The sequence below is a fragment of the Streptomyces sp. yr375 genome, assembly GCF_900110755.1.
In the GTDB taxonomy this organism is placed as follows: Bacteria; Actinomycetota; Actinomycetes; order Streptomycetales; family Streptomycetaceae; genus Streptomyces.
Genome location: NZ_FOFF01000070.1, coordinates 17,089 through 32,135, shown reverse-complemented (window position 1 = coordinate 32,135; position 15,047 = coordinate 17,089). Strand labels below are relative to the sequence as shown.

The 15,047-nt window shown below is 70.3% G+C and carries 14 protein-coding genes; 11 read left to right on the top strand and 3 right to left on the bottom strand.

Annotation, left to right across the window (positions count from 1 at the left end; all coding sequences use genetic code 11):
* Positions 1–302 precede the first annotated feature (302 nt).
* The 5 genes from BMZ82_RS37165 to BMZ82_RS37145 all read left to right on the top strand — a co-directional run bounded on the left by BMZ82_RS37165 (position 303) and on the right by BMZ82_RS37145 (position 4,098).
* Positions 303–1,118 carry a phosphatase gene (locus tag BMZ82_RS37165; RefSeq protein WP_093781819.1) on the top strand — a complete coding sequence of 272 codons (816 nt, stop codon included), beginning with the start codon at positions 303–305 and terminating at the stop codon, positions 1,116–1,118.
* 145 nt (positions 1,119–1,263) lie between these two features.
* The gene (locus BMZ82_RS37160; protein WP_093781815.1) at positions 1,264–1,473 is read left to right on the top strand and encodes a helix-turn-helix domain-containing protein; all 210 of its coding nucleotides are present in this window, start codon (positions 1,264–1,266) and stop codon (positions 1,471–1,473) included.
* A gap of 156 nt (positions 1,474–1,629) precedes the next feature.
* Positions 1,630–1,728 (top strand): 30S ribosomal protein bS22, encoded by a 99-nt coding sequence (locus tag BMZ82_RS37155; RefSeq protein WP_003948845.1) that lies wholly within the window; start codon positions 1,630–1,632, stop codon positions 1,726–1,728.
* 205 nt (positions 1,729–1,933) lie between these two features.
* Positions 1,934–3,007 (top strand): NAD-dependent epimerase/dehydratase family protein, encoded by a 1,074-nt coding sequence (locus tag BMZ82_RS37150; RefSeq protein ID WP_093781818.1) that lies wholly within the window; start codon positions 1,934–1,936, stop codon positions 3,005–3,007.
* 14 nt (positions 3,008–3,021) lie between these two features.
* Complete coding sequence (locus tag BMZ82_RS37145) at positions 3,022–4,098, top strand: lysophospholipid acyltransferase family protein (protein WP_093781814.1); 1,077 nt, start codon at positions 3,022–3,024, stop codon at positions 4,096–4,098.
* 238 nt (positions 4,099–4,336) lie between these two features.
* On the opposite strand, the gene BMZ82_RS37140 is transcribed toward BMZ82_RS37145, so the two are convergent.
* The 3 genes from BMZ82_RS37140 to BMZ82_RS37130 all read right to left on the bottom strand — a co-directional run bounded on the left by BMZ82_RS37140 (position 4,337) and on the right by BMZ82_RS37130 (position 7,943).
* Positions 4,337–5,584 carry a DUF5667 domain-containing protein gene (locus tag BMZ82_RS37140; RefSeq protein WP_093781813.1) on the bottom strand — a complete coding sequence of 416 codons (1,248 nt, stop codon included), beginning with the start codon at positions 5,582–5,584 and terminating at the stop codon, positions 4,337–4,339.
* A gap of 282 nt (positions 5,585–5,866) precedes the next feature.
* The gene (locus BMZ82_RS37135; protein WP_093781812.1) at positions 5,867–6,664 is read right to left on the bottom strand and encodes an ECF subfamily RNA polymerase sigma factor, BldN family; all 798 of its coding nucleotides are present in this window, start codon (positions 6,662–6,664) and stop codon (positions 5,867–5,869) included.
* A 340-nt stretch (positions 6,665–7,004) separates the two neighbouring features.
* Complete coding sequence (locus BMZ82_RS37130; RefSeq protein ID WP_093781811.1) at positions 7,005–7,943, bottom strand: HAD family hydrolase; 939 nt, start codon at positions 7,941–7,943, stop codon at positions 7,005–7,007.
* Between the two features lie 94 nt (positions 7,944–8,037).
* On the opposite strand from BMZ82_RS37130, the gene BMZ82_RS37125 reads away from it, so the two are divergent.
* The 6 genes from BMZ82_RS37125 (at position 8,038) to hemB (ending at position 15,040) form a co-directional block, all read left to right on the top strand.
* Positions 8,038–8,319, top strand: a complete 282-nt coding sequence (locus BMZ82_RS37125; RefSeq protein ID WP_177244854.1) for a glutaredoxin family protein — start codon at positions 8,038–8,040, stop codon at positions 8,317–8,319.
* 234 nt (positions 8,320–8,553) lie between these two features.
* On the top strand, positions 8,554–9,321 hold the full coding sequence (locus BMZ82_RS37120) for a redox-sensing transcriptional repressor Rex (protein ID WP_093781810.1): 768 nt from the start codon (positions 8,554–8,556) through the stop codon (positions 9,319–9,321).
* The gene (locus BMZ82_RS37115; RefSeq protein WP_093781809.1) at positions 9,318–11,054 is read left to right on the top strand and encodes a glutamyl-tRNA reductase; all 1,737 of its coding nucleotides are present in this window, start codon (positions 9,318–9,320) and stop codon (positions 11,052–11,054) included. Before BMZ82_RS37120 ends, BMZ82_RS37115 begins: the two co-directional genes overlap by 4 nt.
* 5 nt (positions 11,055–11,059) lie before the next feature.
* On the top strand, positions 11,060–12,016 hold the full coding sequence (hemC, locus tag BMZ82_RS37110; protein ID WP_093781808.1) for a hydroxymethylbilane synthase: 957 nt from the start codon (positions 11,060–11,062) through the stop codon (positions 12,014–12,016).
* Entirely contained in the window at positions 12,013–13,719 is a 1,707-nt protein-coding gene (locus BMZ82_RS37105; protein ID WP_093781807.1) for a bifunctional uroporphyrinogen-III C-methyltransferase/uroporphyrinogen-III synthase, read from the top strand. The genes hemC and BMZ82_RS37105 overlap by 4 nt, the downstream gene beginning before the upstream one ends.
* A 328-nt stretch (positions 13,720–14,047) precedes the next feature.
* Positions 14,048–15,040, top strand: coding sequence for a porphobilinogen synthase (gene hemB / locus BMZ82_RS37100; protein ID WP_093781806.1), 993 nt, complete (start codon positions 14,048–14,050; stop codon positions 15,038–15,040).
* The last annotated feature ends 7 nt before the right edge of the window (positions 15,041–15,047 follow it).

The window sequence follows — 15,047 nt, the reverse complement described above, 5'->3', positions numbered from 1 at the left end:
TCGGCCCTTAAGGGGCCTCGTCCTCAAACGCCGGACGGGCTGAAAGGCAGACACCCGACCGGCGCTTAGAGCGGCGCCCCCAGCGGGTGGGTGGGGGTTCGGGATGGCGTCCGCCTCGTCCTCAAACGCCGGACGGGCTGAATCGTGCGGGCCGGCGTCGAAAGGCCGCCTCAGGCGCCGGACGGGCTGGAAGGCGCTCACCCGCCCGGACGGGCTGGAAGGCGCTTGCTGCTTACGCCAACTGTGGGGTGTTGGATCCATTCCTGCCTCAGCACCGGTGCTTCTCCTTCAGCATTGGTTTTGTGTTGAGTTGTGGGGGGCTTCGGGCTCATTTGGTTGCTGCGGGGTTGGCCGGGGTGGTGGCTACGTCTCGGGAGGAGAGTCTGCGGAGTTATCGGCTCTTCGCTGCTCGGGATCCCCGGGTGTTGATCGGGCTTGATCCTGAATGGTCCTGGGGGCAGCGGGATTTGATCGCGTTGATGGCCGACAAGTGTGGGGTTTCGGCCGATCCTCGATGTGTGTCCGGGCATGATGTGATCGACCCCGAGCGGACGGTGGCCGCGCTCGACGCGTTCGCGGATCGGCTCGCCTCGGTCGCCCAGCGTGGTGCGCCCGTGCTGCTCGGCACCGGGCATCCGCATCGGCTGCTGGGGTTCTACGCAGAGCTTGCAGACGCTTTGTCGGCGGCGGGATGTGAAGTCCTCACCCCGGCGCAGGGTCACTGTGTCGACATAACGACCCGGTTCGGTCTACGCACGCACCACCTCGACTACGTACGGGGAGTCGCGGTCGTCCGGGAGGCCGACGCCGAACGCGCCGGTTGTGCGACCGGTGCGCACACTCATTCACCGCTGCCGATCCGGGTCGCTCTAGACGCGGCGGCCGAGGCCGGCGGGCCGCTGCCCGAGCTGGTGATCGGGGACCACGGGTGGGTCTGCGGTGCAGGTCAGCTAGGGTTCGAGGCCATCGGGCTGGCCGACACCGACGACCCCGCGCTGTTCGTCGGGGAGGCCGAGGGGATCGTCTCCGTGGCCGTTCCGGTTGATGACGCCGTGCGGTCCGCTTACTACCGTCCGCTGACCCGCTACGTACTCAATCGAGCGTGTCTGTCACAGTAGGCCGGTGATGCGCATGCGATGGGTGCACCTCTTCCCCACTCGCATCACCCGCCCCTACATTGGGGAGTGAGCACGCAGCGACGAAGAGTCACCGGAAGGGGAAGCCGGTGGCCGTCGAGTCGAGTGCGGAAGGTTCAGGTGTGTCATGGCTGCTGGCGAGAGGCCTCTGAACGAGGTTCAGTTCCTTACCGTGGCGGAAGTCGCCTCGGTGATGCGAGTGTCGAAGATGACCGTGTACCGATTGGTGCACAGCGGTCATCTGCCCGCGATCCGGGTGGGGCGGTCTTTCCGCGTCCCCGAGCAAGCGGTTCACGAGTACCTCCGTGAGAGCTATGTGGGGGTGGAAACCGCCTGACGACAGTGGGTTGGGGGGATCCTCAGGGCTCTTCCGGATCCCCCCGGTCCCGCCTCGATTACGACCTCAGCGCTCGGACGGGTAGGCTGGCCCCTTGTAGGTCGTATGGGCCCATGGCGCCCAACGCCGAGTGATGAGAAGTGAGCGAGGGTAGTCGTGGGCTCTGTTATCAAGAAGCGGCGCAAGCGGATGGCCAAGAAGAAGCACCGCAAGCTGCTCAAGCGCACGCGCGTTCAGCGTCGCAACAAGAAGTAAGCGAACGTACTTACTTCTTCGCGACGCGAGCCGCGTAGGCGTTGTGTGGCCCCCCATCGTGTTATCGGTGGGGGGCCACACGCATCTCCGGGCGTCGTGCGGTCATCACAGTGCAACATCGACCCGCTAGGTTGGCCCGCAGACGGGGAACGGGGTACACGGCAGGGTGGCCGGGCGGTTCCAGGACGGAAGGAAGGCGCTGATCTTGGGGAAGGTCGTGCTTGTTACCGGAGTGGCCCGTCAGTTGGGGGGCCGGTTCGTACGTCGGATCCAGCGTGACCCCCAGGTCGACCGGGTGATCGCCGTGGACGCCGTGCGGCCCGAGCACCATCTCGGGGGCGCCGACTTCATCCAGGCCGACATCCGGCAGCCCGCCATCGCGCGGGTGCTCGCCGAGACCGGCGCCGACACGGTCGTCCACCTGGACGTGACGGCGACCGCGCTGGGCAGTGGCAGCCGGACCACGGTCAAGGAGACCAACGTCATCGGCACCATGCAGTTGCTCGGCGCCTGTCAGAAGTCGCCGAGTGTGAAGCGGCTGGTCGTGAAGTCCAGTACGAACGTGTACGGGTCCGCCTCCCGCGACCCCGCCGTGTTCACCGAGACGACCCCGGCCAAGTCGCTGCCCAGCGGCGGCTTCGCGAAGGACGCGGTCGAGGTCGAGGGGTATGTGCGCGGGTTCGCCCGGCGGCGGCCGGACGTCGCGGTGTGCGTGCTGCGGTTCGCCAACATCCTGGGGCCGACCGCCGAGACGCCGCTCGCCTCGTACTTCTCGCTGCCCGTGGTGCCCACCGTGCTCGGTTACGATCCCCGGCTGCAGTTCGTGCACGAGGACGACGTGATCGACGTGCTGCGGATCGCCTCGCACGAGCCGGAGCGGGGCACGCTCAACAGCGGCACCTTCAACATCGCCGGGGACGGCGTGCTGTTGCTGTCGCAGTGCTCGCGGCGGCTCGGGCGGCCCACCGTGCCGCTGCTGCTGCCTGCGGTCACGTGGGCGGGCTCCCTGGTGCGTACGCTGGGCATGACGGACTTCTCGCCCGAGCAGATCCGGCTGCTCACCCATGGCCGGGTCGTGTCGACGGTCCAGATGCGGGAGACGCTGGGGTTCACGCCGCGGTACACGACGGCCGAGACCTTCGCGGACTTCGCGCGCAGCCACGGGCCCGGGCTGCTGCCGCCCGGGGCCGTCGCCGGGGCCGTGGACCGGGTCGCCGCGCTGCCCCTGCCGGGTGGCGGCCACGCCGCCGCTCACCCTTCGACGCCGAGCGCCAACTGAGGAGCGCATCAACGATGGCGGACGCCAAGGTCATTCCGTTCGACGACGACCGGACCCGGGGGAGCGCCGTGCCGCGGCCGCCGCGGCGCCGGGGTGCGGGGAGCCGGCGCAAGAGCGGCGAGCACGTGCCGGTCCGGGAGATCGGCGAGGGCGGTGAGGTCGGTGAGGTCCAGCCCCTGCCCACCAGGGCGATGGCGCAGGATGATGTTCCTGTGACGGGTGAGGAACGGGCGCGTGAGGGCGCGGACGCGGGTGGCCTGGAGCGGCGGATCGCCGGCGGGCTGTCCTTCCTGCGCCGGCGTCTCACGGGCGACTACGAGGTCGACGACTTCGGCTACGACGAGGAGCTGACCGACCAGGTCCTCATGTCCATGCTGCGGCCGCTGTACGAGAAGTACTTCCGGGTCGAGGTGAAGGGCATCGAGAACATCCCGGCCGAGGGGGGCGCGCTGATCGTCGCCAACCATTCCGGGACGCTGCCGTTGGACGGCCTGATGATGCAGGTCGCCGTCCACGACCACCATCCGGCGGACCGGCATCTGCGGCTGCTGGCCGCCGACCTCGTCTTCGTGCTCCCGGTCGTCAACGAGCTGGCGCGCAAGCTCGGGCACACCCTCGCCTGCGCGGAGGACGCCGAGCGGCTGCTCGGGCAGGGCGAGGTCGTCGGGGTGATGCCGGAGGGGTTCAAGGGCATCGGGAAGCCCTTCGGCGAGCGCTACAAGCTCCAGCGGTTCGGCCGGGGCGGTTTCGTCTCCACGGCGCTGCGGCAGGGCGCTCCGATCATCCCGTGCTCGATCGTCGGGGCGGAGGAGATCTACCCGATGATCGGCAACGCCAAGACCCTGGCCCGTGTCCTGGGCATCCCCTACTTCCCCCTGACCCCGACCTTCCCGTGGCTCGGCCCCCTGGGCGCCGTCCCGCTCCCCACGAAGTGGACGATCCAGTTCGGCGAGCCGATCCCGACGGACGGCTACCCGCCGGAGGCGGCCGAGGATCCCATGCTGATGTTCAACCTGACGGACCAGGTCCGGGAACAGATCCAGCACACGCTGTACAAGTTGCTGGTCCAGCGGCGGTCGGTGTTCTTCTGAGGGGGCTGTTCAGTGGGGCGGCCGTCCGGGGCGACCAGCGGGCTGACTGGAGCCGGCGGACGGAGTCCGGCGCAGCCGCGCGAAGCCCGCGAAGCGGTGCGAGGGCGGCAGACAGGAGGGGCGAGTTGCTGGTGCAGCGGCGGTCGGTGTTCTTCTAGCGGTCGGTGTTTTTCCAGTGGGTATACGACGGTGGGGCGTCCCTTCTCAGAAGGGGCGCCCCACCGTCGTCGTGCTGGAGTTACTCCGTGTCCTCGCTGTCGATGCCCAGGCCTGGGAGGAGGCCTGGGAGGAGGGGGGGGAGGGTGACGTCGGGTCGGGTGGTGGGGAGGACGGGGGTCGGGGCGGTGCTGGTGCCGGTGTCCTTCGGGGGGTCGAGGAGGCCGCCGGTGTTGCCGCCGAGGAGGCCGTCGTCGCCGGTGCCGGAGGTGGCCGGCTTGCTGGGGGTGCCGGTGTTGCTGCCGGTGCCGTCGGACGGGTGCTTGCCGGTGCCGGTGTCCGGGGTGGTCGGGCGGTCGGCGCCGGTGCCGGTGGACGCCGAGCCGGAGCCGTGCCGGGTGCCGCCGCCGCCCTGGGCGGGGGGCGGGGGGAGCAGGGACTGCAGCGGGGCGACCTCTTGGTCTATGGCTTCGAAGACCGACGAGACCTGCTGACTGACGTCTCCGAGCTGGACCGGCAGGCGGTCGCGCAGGGCGCCCCAGACTTCGCGGTGCGAGCGGGAGAACGCGTCGAGCGCCTGGATGGGGCCCAGGGAGTTCGGGTCGCGCTCGAACGCTTCGTGGAGGAGCCGGTGGCCCTCCGTGGCGTCGTACTGCATGCCGTTCAGGGCGCGGCGGATCTCGCCGAGGGACTCGTGGTCGAGGTCGCCGCTGCGGCCCCGTTCCATGAGCCGGCGGGCCTCGCTCAGCCGGGTGGAGGCCTGGTCGAGGTAGGTGCGCCCCCGCTCGTCGTCGCCGTTGGCCAGGTGGTTGAGCTTGAAGTCCTCGATGCCGCGCTTCAGCCCGTAGAGCCCGTCACCTGGCAGGGCGTCGGAGCTCGCGGCCGCGACGCCGCCGAAGGCGCCCGCCGCGACGCCGACGCTGAGGCCGCCCGCGGTGAGCCCCTTCGCGAGGCGGGAACGCGGTCGCAACTTGCCCAAGGGACTGGCCCGGTGCGTGCCTTTCGCCCGGTGGGAGCGTTGCTCCGGCACCGACGCGTCGAATGCTTCGCCTCCCGCGGTGCCCGCCTGCAGCATGGCCTCCATAGCGGCCACCAACTGGGCCCGCTGGACGACCTTGACCTCGGGATCGAATTCCGGCTTGGGCAGCTCGGCGAGACTCGTGGCGAGGGCCAGGAGATGGCCCTGTCCGGTCTGGTCCGCAGCGGCCGGTGCCGGCGGTGATCCTTCGGTCTGCTCGGCCGCCGTGCCCTGGCTGGAACAGTCGGACTGCTCCTCCAAGGCCTGGGCGAAGGCGTTCGCCCGCCGGTGCGCCGATACGTTCGCGATCACTGGCGGCACCTCCTCTCGTCATGACGGTCGACTCCCCGGGGGTCCTGAGGGTTGCACGCCCTGGACCGGATCCACACGATCGAGTGATCGGGGTCGGACAGGACGTGACCACAGGGAGCCTGTATCCCGCACAACGACTGGCGCGGCACTTGGGTTACGGACGGCGGATGATCGGATCGGGAAGGCAACGGACTTTCACTGAAGGTGAGTTGGGGATCGCCGACCGTAGGCCCCGGGCGGGGCCGGTCGGCCGTCCGGTCGGCGGTCTGGTCGGTGGTCCGGTCAGCGGACGTCTTCCGGCAGGAGCCGGGCGAGGGTGCGCACGGCCCGGTACTGAAGGGTCTTGATCGCGCCCTCGTTCTTGCCCATCACGCGCGCGGTCTCGGCGACGGAGAGGCCTTGCAGGAACCGGAGCGTCACGCACTCCTGCTGCTGCGGGTTGAGCCGGCGCACGGCGTCCAGGAGCGCGGCGTTGGAGAGGGACTCCAGGACGGAGTCCTCGGGCGAGCGCTCGACCTCGTTGGCGTCGAGCATCTCGCCGGTGGTCACTTCGAGCCGGAACCGGCTGGACTTGAAGTGGTCGGCGACCAGGTTGCGGGCGATCGTGACGAGCCAGGCGCCGAAGTCGCGGCCCTGCCAGGTGAACGTCCCGATGCGGCGCAGGGCGCGCAGGAACGTCTCGCTGGTGAGGTCCTCGGCTGTCGCCTTGCCGCCCACCCGGTAGTAGATATAGCGGTAGACCGTGTCGCTGTACTGGTCGTACAGGCGCCCGAAGGCCTCGGCCTCGCCGGCCTGGGCGCGTTCGACGAGGTCCATCATGCGGGCGCTGTCGCTGTCGGCGGCCGGCCGACGGGCGGTGGCCGCGCCGCTTGCACCGGCCGCACCGGCCGCGCGTCCTCGTCTGCCGACGGCGGCGGTGCCGTCGGCCAGTGCGTAGCACGGGCCGACGGGTGCGGCGGCGGCGAAGGCGGGGACGGCGTACGCGGTGGGGACGAAGCCGCGCAACAGGTCCTGGACCGTAGCGACCGTTGCGCGCAGCGTAGCCAGGCCCGAGGTGTCAACCCCGACGTGTGGGTACACGGGACTCCCAGAGGCAGAGCTTCCATCACGTGCAGTGCGGAACCTTTCACCCGTCGTAGCGACAGGAGGGGTACCGGATTGCGTTTGAGGAGAATAACGCTTCGTGCAGGCACTGCTACACCGAGTTGCTCAAAACTTCGATTACGTCGCTTCTATGGTTGATTGATGCCCGATCAAGTCGCGTGGAGTGAGCGATTGTTGATCGGAAACGACCGAGTTTCGCGATGGTCTGGGGCGGGTTGTGGCTGTGCGCGGACAACGCGAATAGACGGCCGTCCCCAGGGGTACGACCGTCTTTTTGGTGGGGTGTCCGGTGCGGATGCCCGGCGCTGGTGTGTAGTTACCGGCGCCGGCGGTGCAGGGCGATCGCCGCTGCCGTGCCGCCCGCCACCGCGCCCACGCCGGCCGCCGCCGGGATGCCGACCTTCGCCGCCTTGCGGCCGGTGCGGTAGTCGCGCAGCCGCCAGTCGAGGCCGCGGGCGTGTTTGCGGAGTTTGGCGTCGGGGTTGATGGCGTAGGGGTGGCCGACGAGGGAGAGCATCGGGATGTCGTTGTGGGAGTCGCTGTAGGCGGCGCAGCGGGAGAGGTCCAGGTCCTCGGCCGCGGCCAGCGCGCGCACCGCCTCCGCCTTCGCGGGGCCGTGCAGGGGCTCGCCGACCAGCTTGCCCGTGTAGACGCCGTCGACCGACTCGGCGACGGTGCCCAGCGCGCCGGTGAGGCCGAGGCGGCGGGCGATCACCTGGGCGATCTCCACCGGCGCGGCGGTGACGAGCCACACCTTCTGGCCCGCGTCCAGGTGGGCCTGGGCGAGGGCGCGGGTGCCCGGCCAGATGCGCTCGGCCATGTACTCGTCGTAGATCTCCTCGCCGATCGACATCAGTTCGGAGACGCGGTGGCCCTGCACGATGGAGAGGGCCGAGTCGCGGGCCTCCTGCATGTGTTCGGGGTCCTCGACGCCGGCCAGCCGGAACCACGCCTGCTGCCAGGCGAACCGGGCCAGGTCGCGGGTCTCGAAGAACTTCCGTTTGTACAGGCCCCGGCCGAAGTGGAAGAGGGCCGCGCCCTGCATCACGGTGTTGTCGAGGTCGAAGAAGGCGGCGGCCAGCGCGTCGCCGTGCACCGGGAACTGCGGTTCCCGGTCGGAGACCTCGGGGGAGTCCTGGGTGTCCAGGGCTTCCTGGGTGGACTTGCGCGCTGCCTCCGCCGAGGCCTCGCCTGCCAACACGCTCCGCGCCGTGGCTGCGCGCCTACGGGGAGTGAGCCATCCTAGAGCGGCCATGGCGTGAGCATAGCCAGTCTGTTCGGTGGCTTTCGGAGCCGAGAGGTTCGAAGGGTGTGAACTCTCTGCGACCGCACAGTTAAAGAGCGCGAGAATGGCCGGCATGAGTCCCCTCTTTCGACGTAAGGCGGCCCCCCACGAGCGGGTCGTCACCCTCATCCGCAAGTCGGGTTGTCATCTGTGCGACGACGCGCAGAGCGTGATCGAAAAGGTCTGCGGGGAACTCGGCGTGCCGTGGGAGCGGAAGGACATCGCCGAGGACCGGGAACTGTACGACCAGTACTGGGAGCAGATCCCCGTCGTCCTCGTGGACGGCAGGCAGCACACCTTCTGGCGGGTGGACGAGAACCGTCTCCGAAAGGAGTTGGCCGGATAGGCGGGACAGGACGGAACGTCGCTTAGGATCGATGGCGGTTTTGTCTCGGGGGCGGGATTCACGAGGAGAGTGGCGGTTTTGCCCCCTGGAATGATGTGCGTGACCCCGGTCACGTTGGCCGGGCAAATCGGACACCATCTTTGTGCACGCGTTCACAAAGACATAGCCTGCTGTCGACGGGGCGGTCTGGGTACGTGTGACCGCCTGCAGCCCCGCTCTACCCGCAGGAGCACCGTGGCAACTGGCCGAACTCACCGACCGGCGACCCGTAGCCGAGGGATTCCCGAGGCCACCGTCGCCCGCCTTCCGCTGTACCTCCGCGCGCTGACCGGACTGTCGGAGCGCTCGGTCCCCACGGTCTCCTCCGAGGAACTCGCCGCCGCCGCGGGCGTCAATTCCGCGAAGCTGCGCAAGGATTTCTCTTACCTGGGTTCTTACGGAACCCGGGGTGTCGGCTACGACGTCGAGTATCTCGTCTACCAGATCTCCCGTGAGTTGGGCCTCACCCAGGACTGGCCGGTTGTGATCGTCGGTATCGGTAACCTCGGCGCGGCGCTGGCCAATTACGGCGGGTTCGCCTCGCGCGGTTTCCGGGTCGCGGCGCTCATCGACGCCGATCCGGCGATGGCCGGGAAGCAGGTCGCCGGGATCGGCGTGCAGCACAGCGACGGTCTGGAGAAGATCATCTCCGACAACGGTGTGTCCATCGGCGTGATCACCACTCCGCCGGGCGTCGCCCAGCAGGTCTGCGACCGGCTCGTGGCCGCCGGCGTCACGTCCATCCTGAACTTCGCGCCGACCGTGCTGACCGTCCCGGACGGCGTGGACGTGCGCAAGGTCGATCTCTCGATCGAGTTGCAGATCCTCGCCTTCCACGAGCAGCGCAAGGCCGGTGAGGAGGCCGCGGCGCACGACAGCGCCGTCCCGGTCGCCGCCGTGAGCCGCGACGACATCACCGACCAGGGGCCCGACGGGGACGTACCCGCCGTGATGCCGGCATGAGTCTCCTCGTCGTCGGACTGAGCCATCGCAGCGCCCCCGTGAGCGTGCTGGAGCGGGCCTCGCTGTCTGCGGACGCCCAGCTCAAGCTGCTCCAGGACACGGTCGCCGCCGACCCGGCCGCCGAGGCCGCGGTCCTCGCCACCTGCAACCGCATCGAGCTGTACGCCGACGTGGACAAGTTCCACGCGGGCGTCGCCGAGCTGTCCACGCTGCTCGCCCAGCACAGCGGGGTCGGCCTGGAGGAGCTCACTCCCTATCTGTACGTGCACTACGAGGACCGCGCCGTCCACCACTTCTTCTCGGTGGCCTGCGGGCTGGACTCGATGGTCGTCGGCGAGGGGCAGATCCTCGGGCAGATCAAGGACGCGCTGGCCCGGGCGCAGGAGCTGCACACCGCCGGTCGGCTGCTGAACGAGCTGTTCCAGCAGGCCCTGCGGGTCGGCAAGCGCGCCCACTCCGAGACCGGTATCGATCGCGCCGGGCAGTCCCTGGTCACCTTCGGCCTGGAGCAGCTCGCCGCGGGCGGCGAGGTGCGGGACTGGGCGCGCGGCAAGCGGGCGCTGGTCATCGGCGCGGGTTCCATGTCGTCGCTGGCCGCCGCGACGCTCGCGCGCGCCGGGGTCGGCGAGGTCGTCGTCGCCAACCGGACCCTCGACCGGGCCGCGCGGCTCGCCCAGATACTCGCCGAGGCCGACGGCACGGACGTGCCGGCCCGCGCGGTCCCGATGGAATCGGTGCCGGCCGAGCTGACACGTGCGGACGTCGTCGTCTCCTGCACCGGGGCGACGGGCCTGGTCCTGACGGCCGAGGCGATCGCCGACGCGGTCGAGGGCCGCACCGGAACACCCGCCGCCTTCACCGCCCCCGCCGCGTACGACGCCGACGCCGTCTTCGAGGCGGACGTACGGTCGCTGCCCGCCGCCTCCGGCGGGGCCGACGAGAACTGTCCGCTGGACCTGGCCGCCGTACAGCAGGCGCCCGTGCCGCAGGCCGGGTTCTCCGTGCTCGGGGAGGCCGCGGTCGCCGGGATGGACGCGGCGACGCTGGAGCAGCACGCGGCGTGGGTGGACAACGCGACCGTGGACCGGCGGGCGGCCGCGCGCCGTCCGGAGGCCGACGCCGAGCTGATCAGTGCGCTCGCGGCGACCGCCGCCAGCGTCGGGCGGATCCCCGAGCGGCGCCGGCCCGAGCCGGTCGCCCTGCTCGTACGGCCCGAGCCCGTGCTCTTCCTGCTGGACCTGGCGATGCCGCGGGACGTCGACGCGGCCGCGCACCGGCTGGCCGGGGTGCGGCTGGTGGACATCGAGTCGCTGGCCGAGGCCTCGGCGGACGCGCCGATGGCCGCCGACGTGGACCAGGTGCGGCGGATCGTCGCGGACGAGGTCGCCGCGTTCGGCGCGGCGCAGCGGGCCGCGCACATCACGCCGACCGTGGTCGCGCTGCGCGCGATGGCCGCCGACGTGGTGGCCGGCGAGATCGCCCGGCTCGACGGGCGGCTGCCCGGACTGGACGACAAGCACCGTGCCGAGATCACCCAGACGGTGAAGCGGGTCGTCGACAAGCTGCTGCACGCGCCGACCGTACGGGTCAAGCAGCTCGCGGCCGAGCCCGGCGGCGCCGGGTACGCGGACGCGCTGCGGACCCTGTTCGACCTCGACCCGGAGTCGGTGGCCGCCGTGTCCCGGGCCGAGGACAGCACCGACAAGAACGCAGAGAACCGAGGGCCGGCATGAGCGGCATGAGTAAGGCACTGAGACTGGGGACGAGGCGAAGCAGACTCGCCCTGGCCCAGTCCCGGCAGGTCGCGGACGCCGTGAGCCGGGTGACCGGGCGGTCCGTCGAGCTCGTCGAGATCACCACCTACGGCGATGTCTCCCGCGAGCAGCTCGCGCAGATCGGCGGCACGGGTGTCTTCGTCACCGCGCTGCGGGACGCGCTGGCCAAGGGCGAGGTCGACTTCGCGGTTCACTCGCTGAAGGACCTGCCGACCACGCAGCCCGAGGAGCTGGTCCTGGCCGCCGTACCGGTGCGCGAGGATCCCCGCGACGTGCTCGTCGCCCGGGACGCGCTGAAGTTCACCGACCTGCCGCGTGGGGCGCGCATCGGCACCGGTTCGCCGCGCCGCATGGCGCAGCTCAACGCGTACGCCCGCGGCCACGGACTCGACATCGAGACGGTCGCGATCCGCGGGAACGTCGACACGCGGCTCGGGTACGTGCACGACGGCGCGCTGGACGCGGTGGTGCTGGCCGCGGCCGGCCTCAGCCGCATCGGCCGCCTCGACGAGGTCACCGACTTCCTGTCGATAGACACGGTTTTGCCCGCTCCCGGCCAGGGAGCACTGGCGATCGAGTGTGCCGCGGACCACGCGGACCTCATCGCGACGCTCGGCGAGCTCGACGACCCGTTCACGCGGGTCGCCGTGACCGCCGAGCGGTCACTGCTCGCCGCCCTGGAGGCCGGTTGCAGTGCCCCTGTGGGGGCGCTGGCCGACCTTCTGGCCGACGGGCAGATTGTCAAGGAAATGCGCCTGCGGGGCGTCGTCGGCACGACCGACGGTTCTCGCATGGTGCAGCAGTCCACCACCGGTCCCGTGCCCGAGACGCACGACCAGGCAATGATGCTCGGTCGCGGACTCGCCGCCGAGATGCTTGCCCAGGGCGCGGCCGGTCTGATGGGGGAGCGAGCACAGTGAGCCCCACCACTCGTCCAGCCGCCGGTCCTGAACACGGGCACGTCACCTTCCTGGGTGCCGGACCCGGGGATCCGGGACTACTTACGCTGCGCGCCGTCGAGGCGCTCGGGCACGCGGACGTCCTCGTCGCCGAGCATGAGGTGCTCGACGTCGTACGGGCGCACGCGAGGCCCAATGTGGCCGTCGTGCATGCGGAAGCGGGTCCTTCGTCGGACCCTCTTCCCGGCACGGGCGCGCCCCTTTCGATGGTTGTTGACGGCACGTCAACAACCGCTCAGGTACCCGCTGTGCGCGATGCCGCACATCTTGTCATGGAGGCCGCGCGGGGCGGCAGGCGGGTCGTGCGTGCGGTGTCCGGGGACCCCGGGCTTGATACGTACGCGGCGGAGGAAATGCTCGCGTGCGCCGCGGCCGGTGTGCCCTTCGAGGTCGTGCCCGGTGTCGCGGCCGTCGTCGGCGTGCCGGCGTACGCCGGTGTGCCGCTGCGGGACGCGCAGGGCGCGGACGTCCGGTTCGTCGACGCGCGGACGGCTTCGGACCGTTGCTGGACCGAGGTCGGCGCGTCGGACGGCACCGTCGTCGTGTCGACGACCCTCGACTCGGTGGCCTCGGCCGCCGGGGAGCTGGTGTCGGCGGGGCGCAAGCCCGATACGCCGATGACGGTGACGGTGGCCGGTACGACGACCCGGCAGCGGACGTGGAGCGCGACCCTCGGGACCATCGCGCAGACGCTGAAGCAGGCGAAGGTGCTGCCCTCGCCCGAGGGCGGCCGGCCGGTGATAGTCGTGGTCGGTGAGCGTTCCGCCCCTGCTCAGCGTGAGCAGCTCGCGTGGTTCGAGTCCAAGCCGCTGTTCGGCTGGAAGGTGCTCGTGCCGCGGACGAAGGAGCAGGCGGTGTCGCTCTCCGACCAGTTGCGGGCGTACGGGGCCGTGCCGCACGAGGTGCCGACGATCGCCGTCGAGCCGCCGCGGACGCCTCAGCAGATGGAGCGGGCCGTCAAGGGGCTCGTCACCGGGCGGTACGAGTGGATCGCCTTCACGTCGGTGAACGCGGTGAAGGCGGTGCGGGAGAAGTTCGAGGAGTACGGGCTCGATGCTCGCGCGTTCGCCGGGATCAAGGTCGCGGCGGTGGGGGAGCAGACCGCGAAGGCGCTGGTCGCCTTCGGCGTGAAGCCGGATCTCGTGCCGAGCGGGGAGCAGTCGGCGGCCGGGTTGCTGGAGGACTGGCCGCCGTACGACCCCGTCTTCGATCCGATCGACCGGGTGTTCCTGCCGCGGGCGGACATCGCCACGGAGACGTTGGTCGCCGGGCTGATCGAGCTGGGCTGGGAGGTCGACGACGTCACCGCGTACCGGACCGTGCGGGCGTCGCCGCCGCCTGCGGAGACGCGGGAGGCGATCAAGGGGGGCGGGTTCGACGCCGTGTTGTTCACGTCGTCGTCCACTGTGCGGAACCTGGTGGGGATCGCTGGGAAGCCGCACAACGTGACCGTGATCGCTTGTATCGGGCCGGCTACCGCCAAGACGGCTGAGGAGCATGGGCTGCGGGTGGATGTGATGGCTCCGGAGCCGTCTGTACAGAAGTTGGCTGAGGCGTTGGCTGACTTTGGGCTGAAGCGGCGTGCTGCCGCGCGGGAGGCTGGGGATCCGGTCAGTCGGCCCAGTGAGCGGCGGCCGGGGGCTCGGCGGCGGCGGGCTACCTGAGGTGTTGGGGGTGCGGGTCCGTGGGGGTGCGGGTCCGTGGGGGCTGCGCCCCCACACCCCCCTTCGGCCCTGAAGGGGCCTCGTCCTCAAACGCCGGACGGGCTGAAATGCGGGGCCCTCGCCTGCAAAGGCACCGGCGGGTGAAAGTACTCGCCCTCGTCTGCAAGGCACCGGCGGGTGAAAGCGGCGAAAGGATTAGCCCTCGTCTGCAAGGCACCGGCGGGTGAAAGCGGCGAAAGGATTAGCCCTCGCCTGCAAGGTGCCGGGGGGTGGCTGCGTCGACTTGGCGTCGGTAAGAGCTGTGGTGGGGCGGGCGTAGCGTAGTGGTATGACGATGTATGGATCTTTTCCTGGTTCGCGGCCTCGGCGGTTGCGGACTACGCCCGTCATGCGGCGGATGGTTGCTGAGACTCGGTTGCATCCGGCTGACTTCATCCTGCCCGCGTTCGTGCGGGAGGGTGTGAGTGAGCCGGTGCCGATCCAGGCCATGCCCGGGGTGGTGCAGCACACGCGGGACAGTCTGAAGAAGGCCGCGCTGGAGGCCGTCGAGGCCGGGGTCTCCGGGATCATGCTCTTCGGGGTGCCGGAGGAGTCGAAGAAGGACGCGCTGGGGACGCCGGGGACGGATCCCGACGGGATTCTCCAGGTCGCCATCCGGGATGTGCGGGCCGAGGTCGGGGACGACCTGCTCGTCATGTCCGATCTGTGTCTCGACGAGACGACCGATCACGGGCATTGCGGGGTGCTCGACGCCGAAGGGCGCGTCGACAATGACGCCACCCTGGAGCGGTATGCCGAGATGGCTCAGGTGCAGGCCGACGCGGGGGCCCATGTCGTCGGGCCCAGCGGGATGATGGACGGGCAGATCGGGGTCGTCCGGGACGCCCTTGATCAGATCGGGCGGGAGGACGTGTCGATCCTTGCCTATACCGCCAAGTATTCGTCCGCGTTCTACGGGCCGTTCCGAGAGGCTGTCGGGTCCTCGTTGCAGGGGGACCGGAAGACCTATCAGCAGGATCCGGCGAATCTGCGCGAGTCGATGCGGGAGCTCGCGCTCGATCTGGCGGAGGGGGCCGACATGGTGATGGTCAAGCCGGCCGGACCCTACCTCGACGTCCTCGCCCGGGTCGCCGACGCCGTGGACGTGCCGGTCGTCGCCTACCAGATCTCCGGTGAGTACTCGATGGTCGAGGCCGCCGCCGAGAAGGGCTGGCTCGACCGCGACCGGGCGATCTTCGAGACGCTGACCGGCATCAAGCGGGCCGGGGCGCGCAACATCCTCACCTACTGGGCGACGGAGGCTGCGCAGAAGCTGCGGTGACGACCGG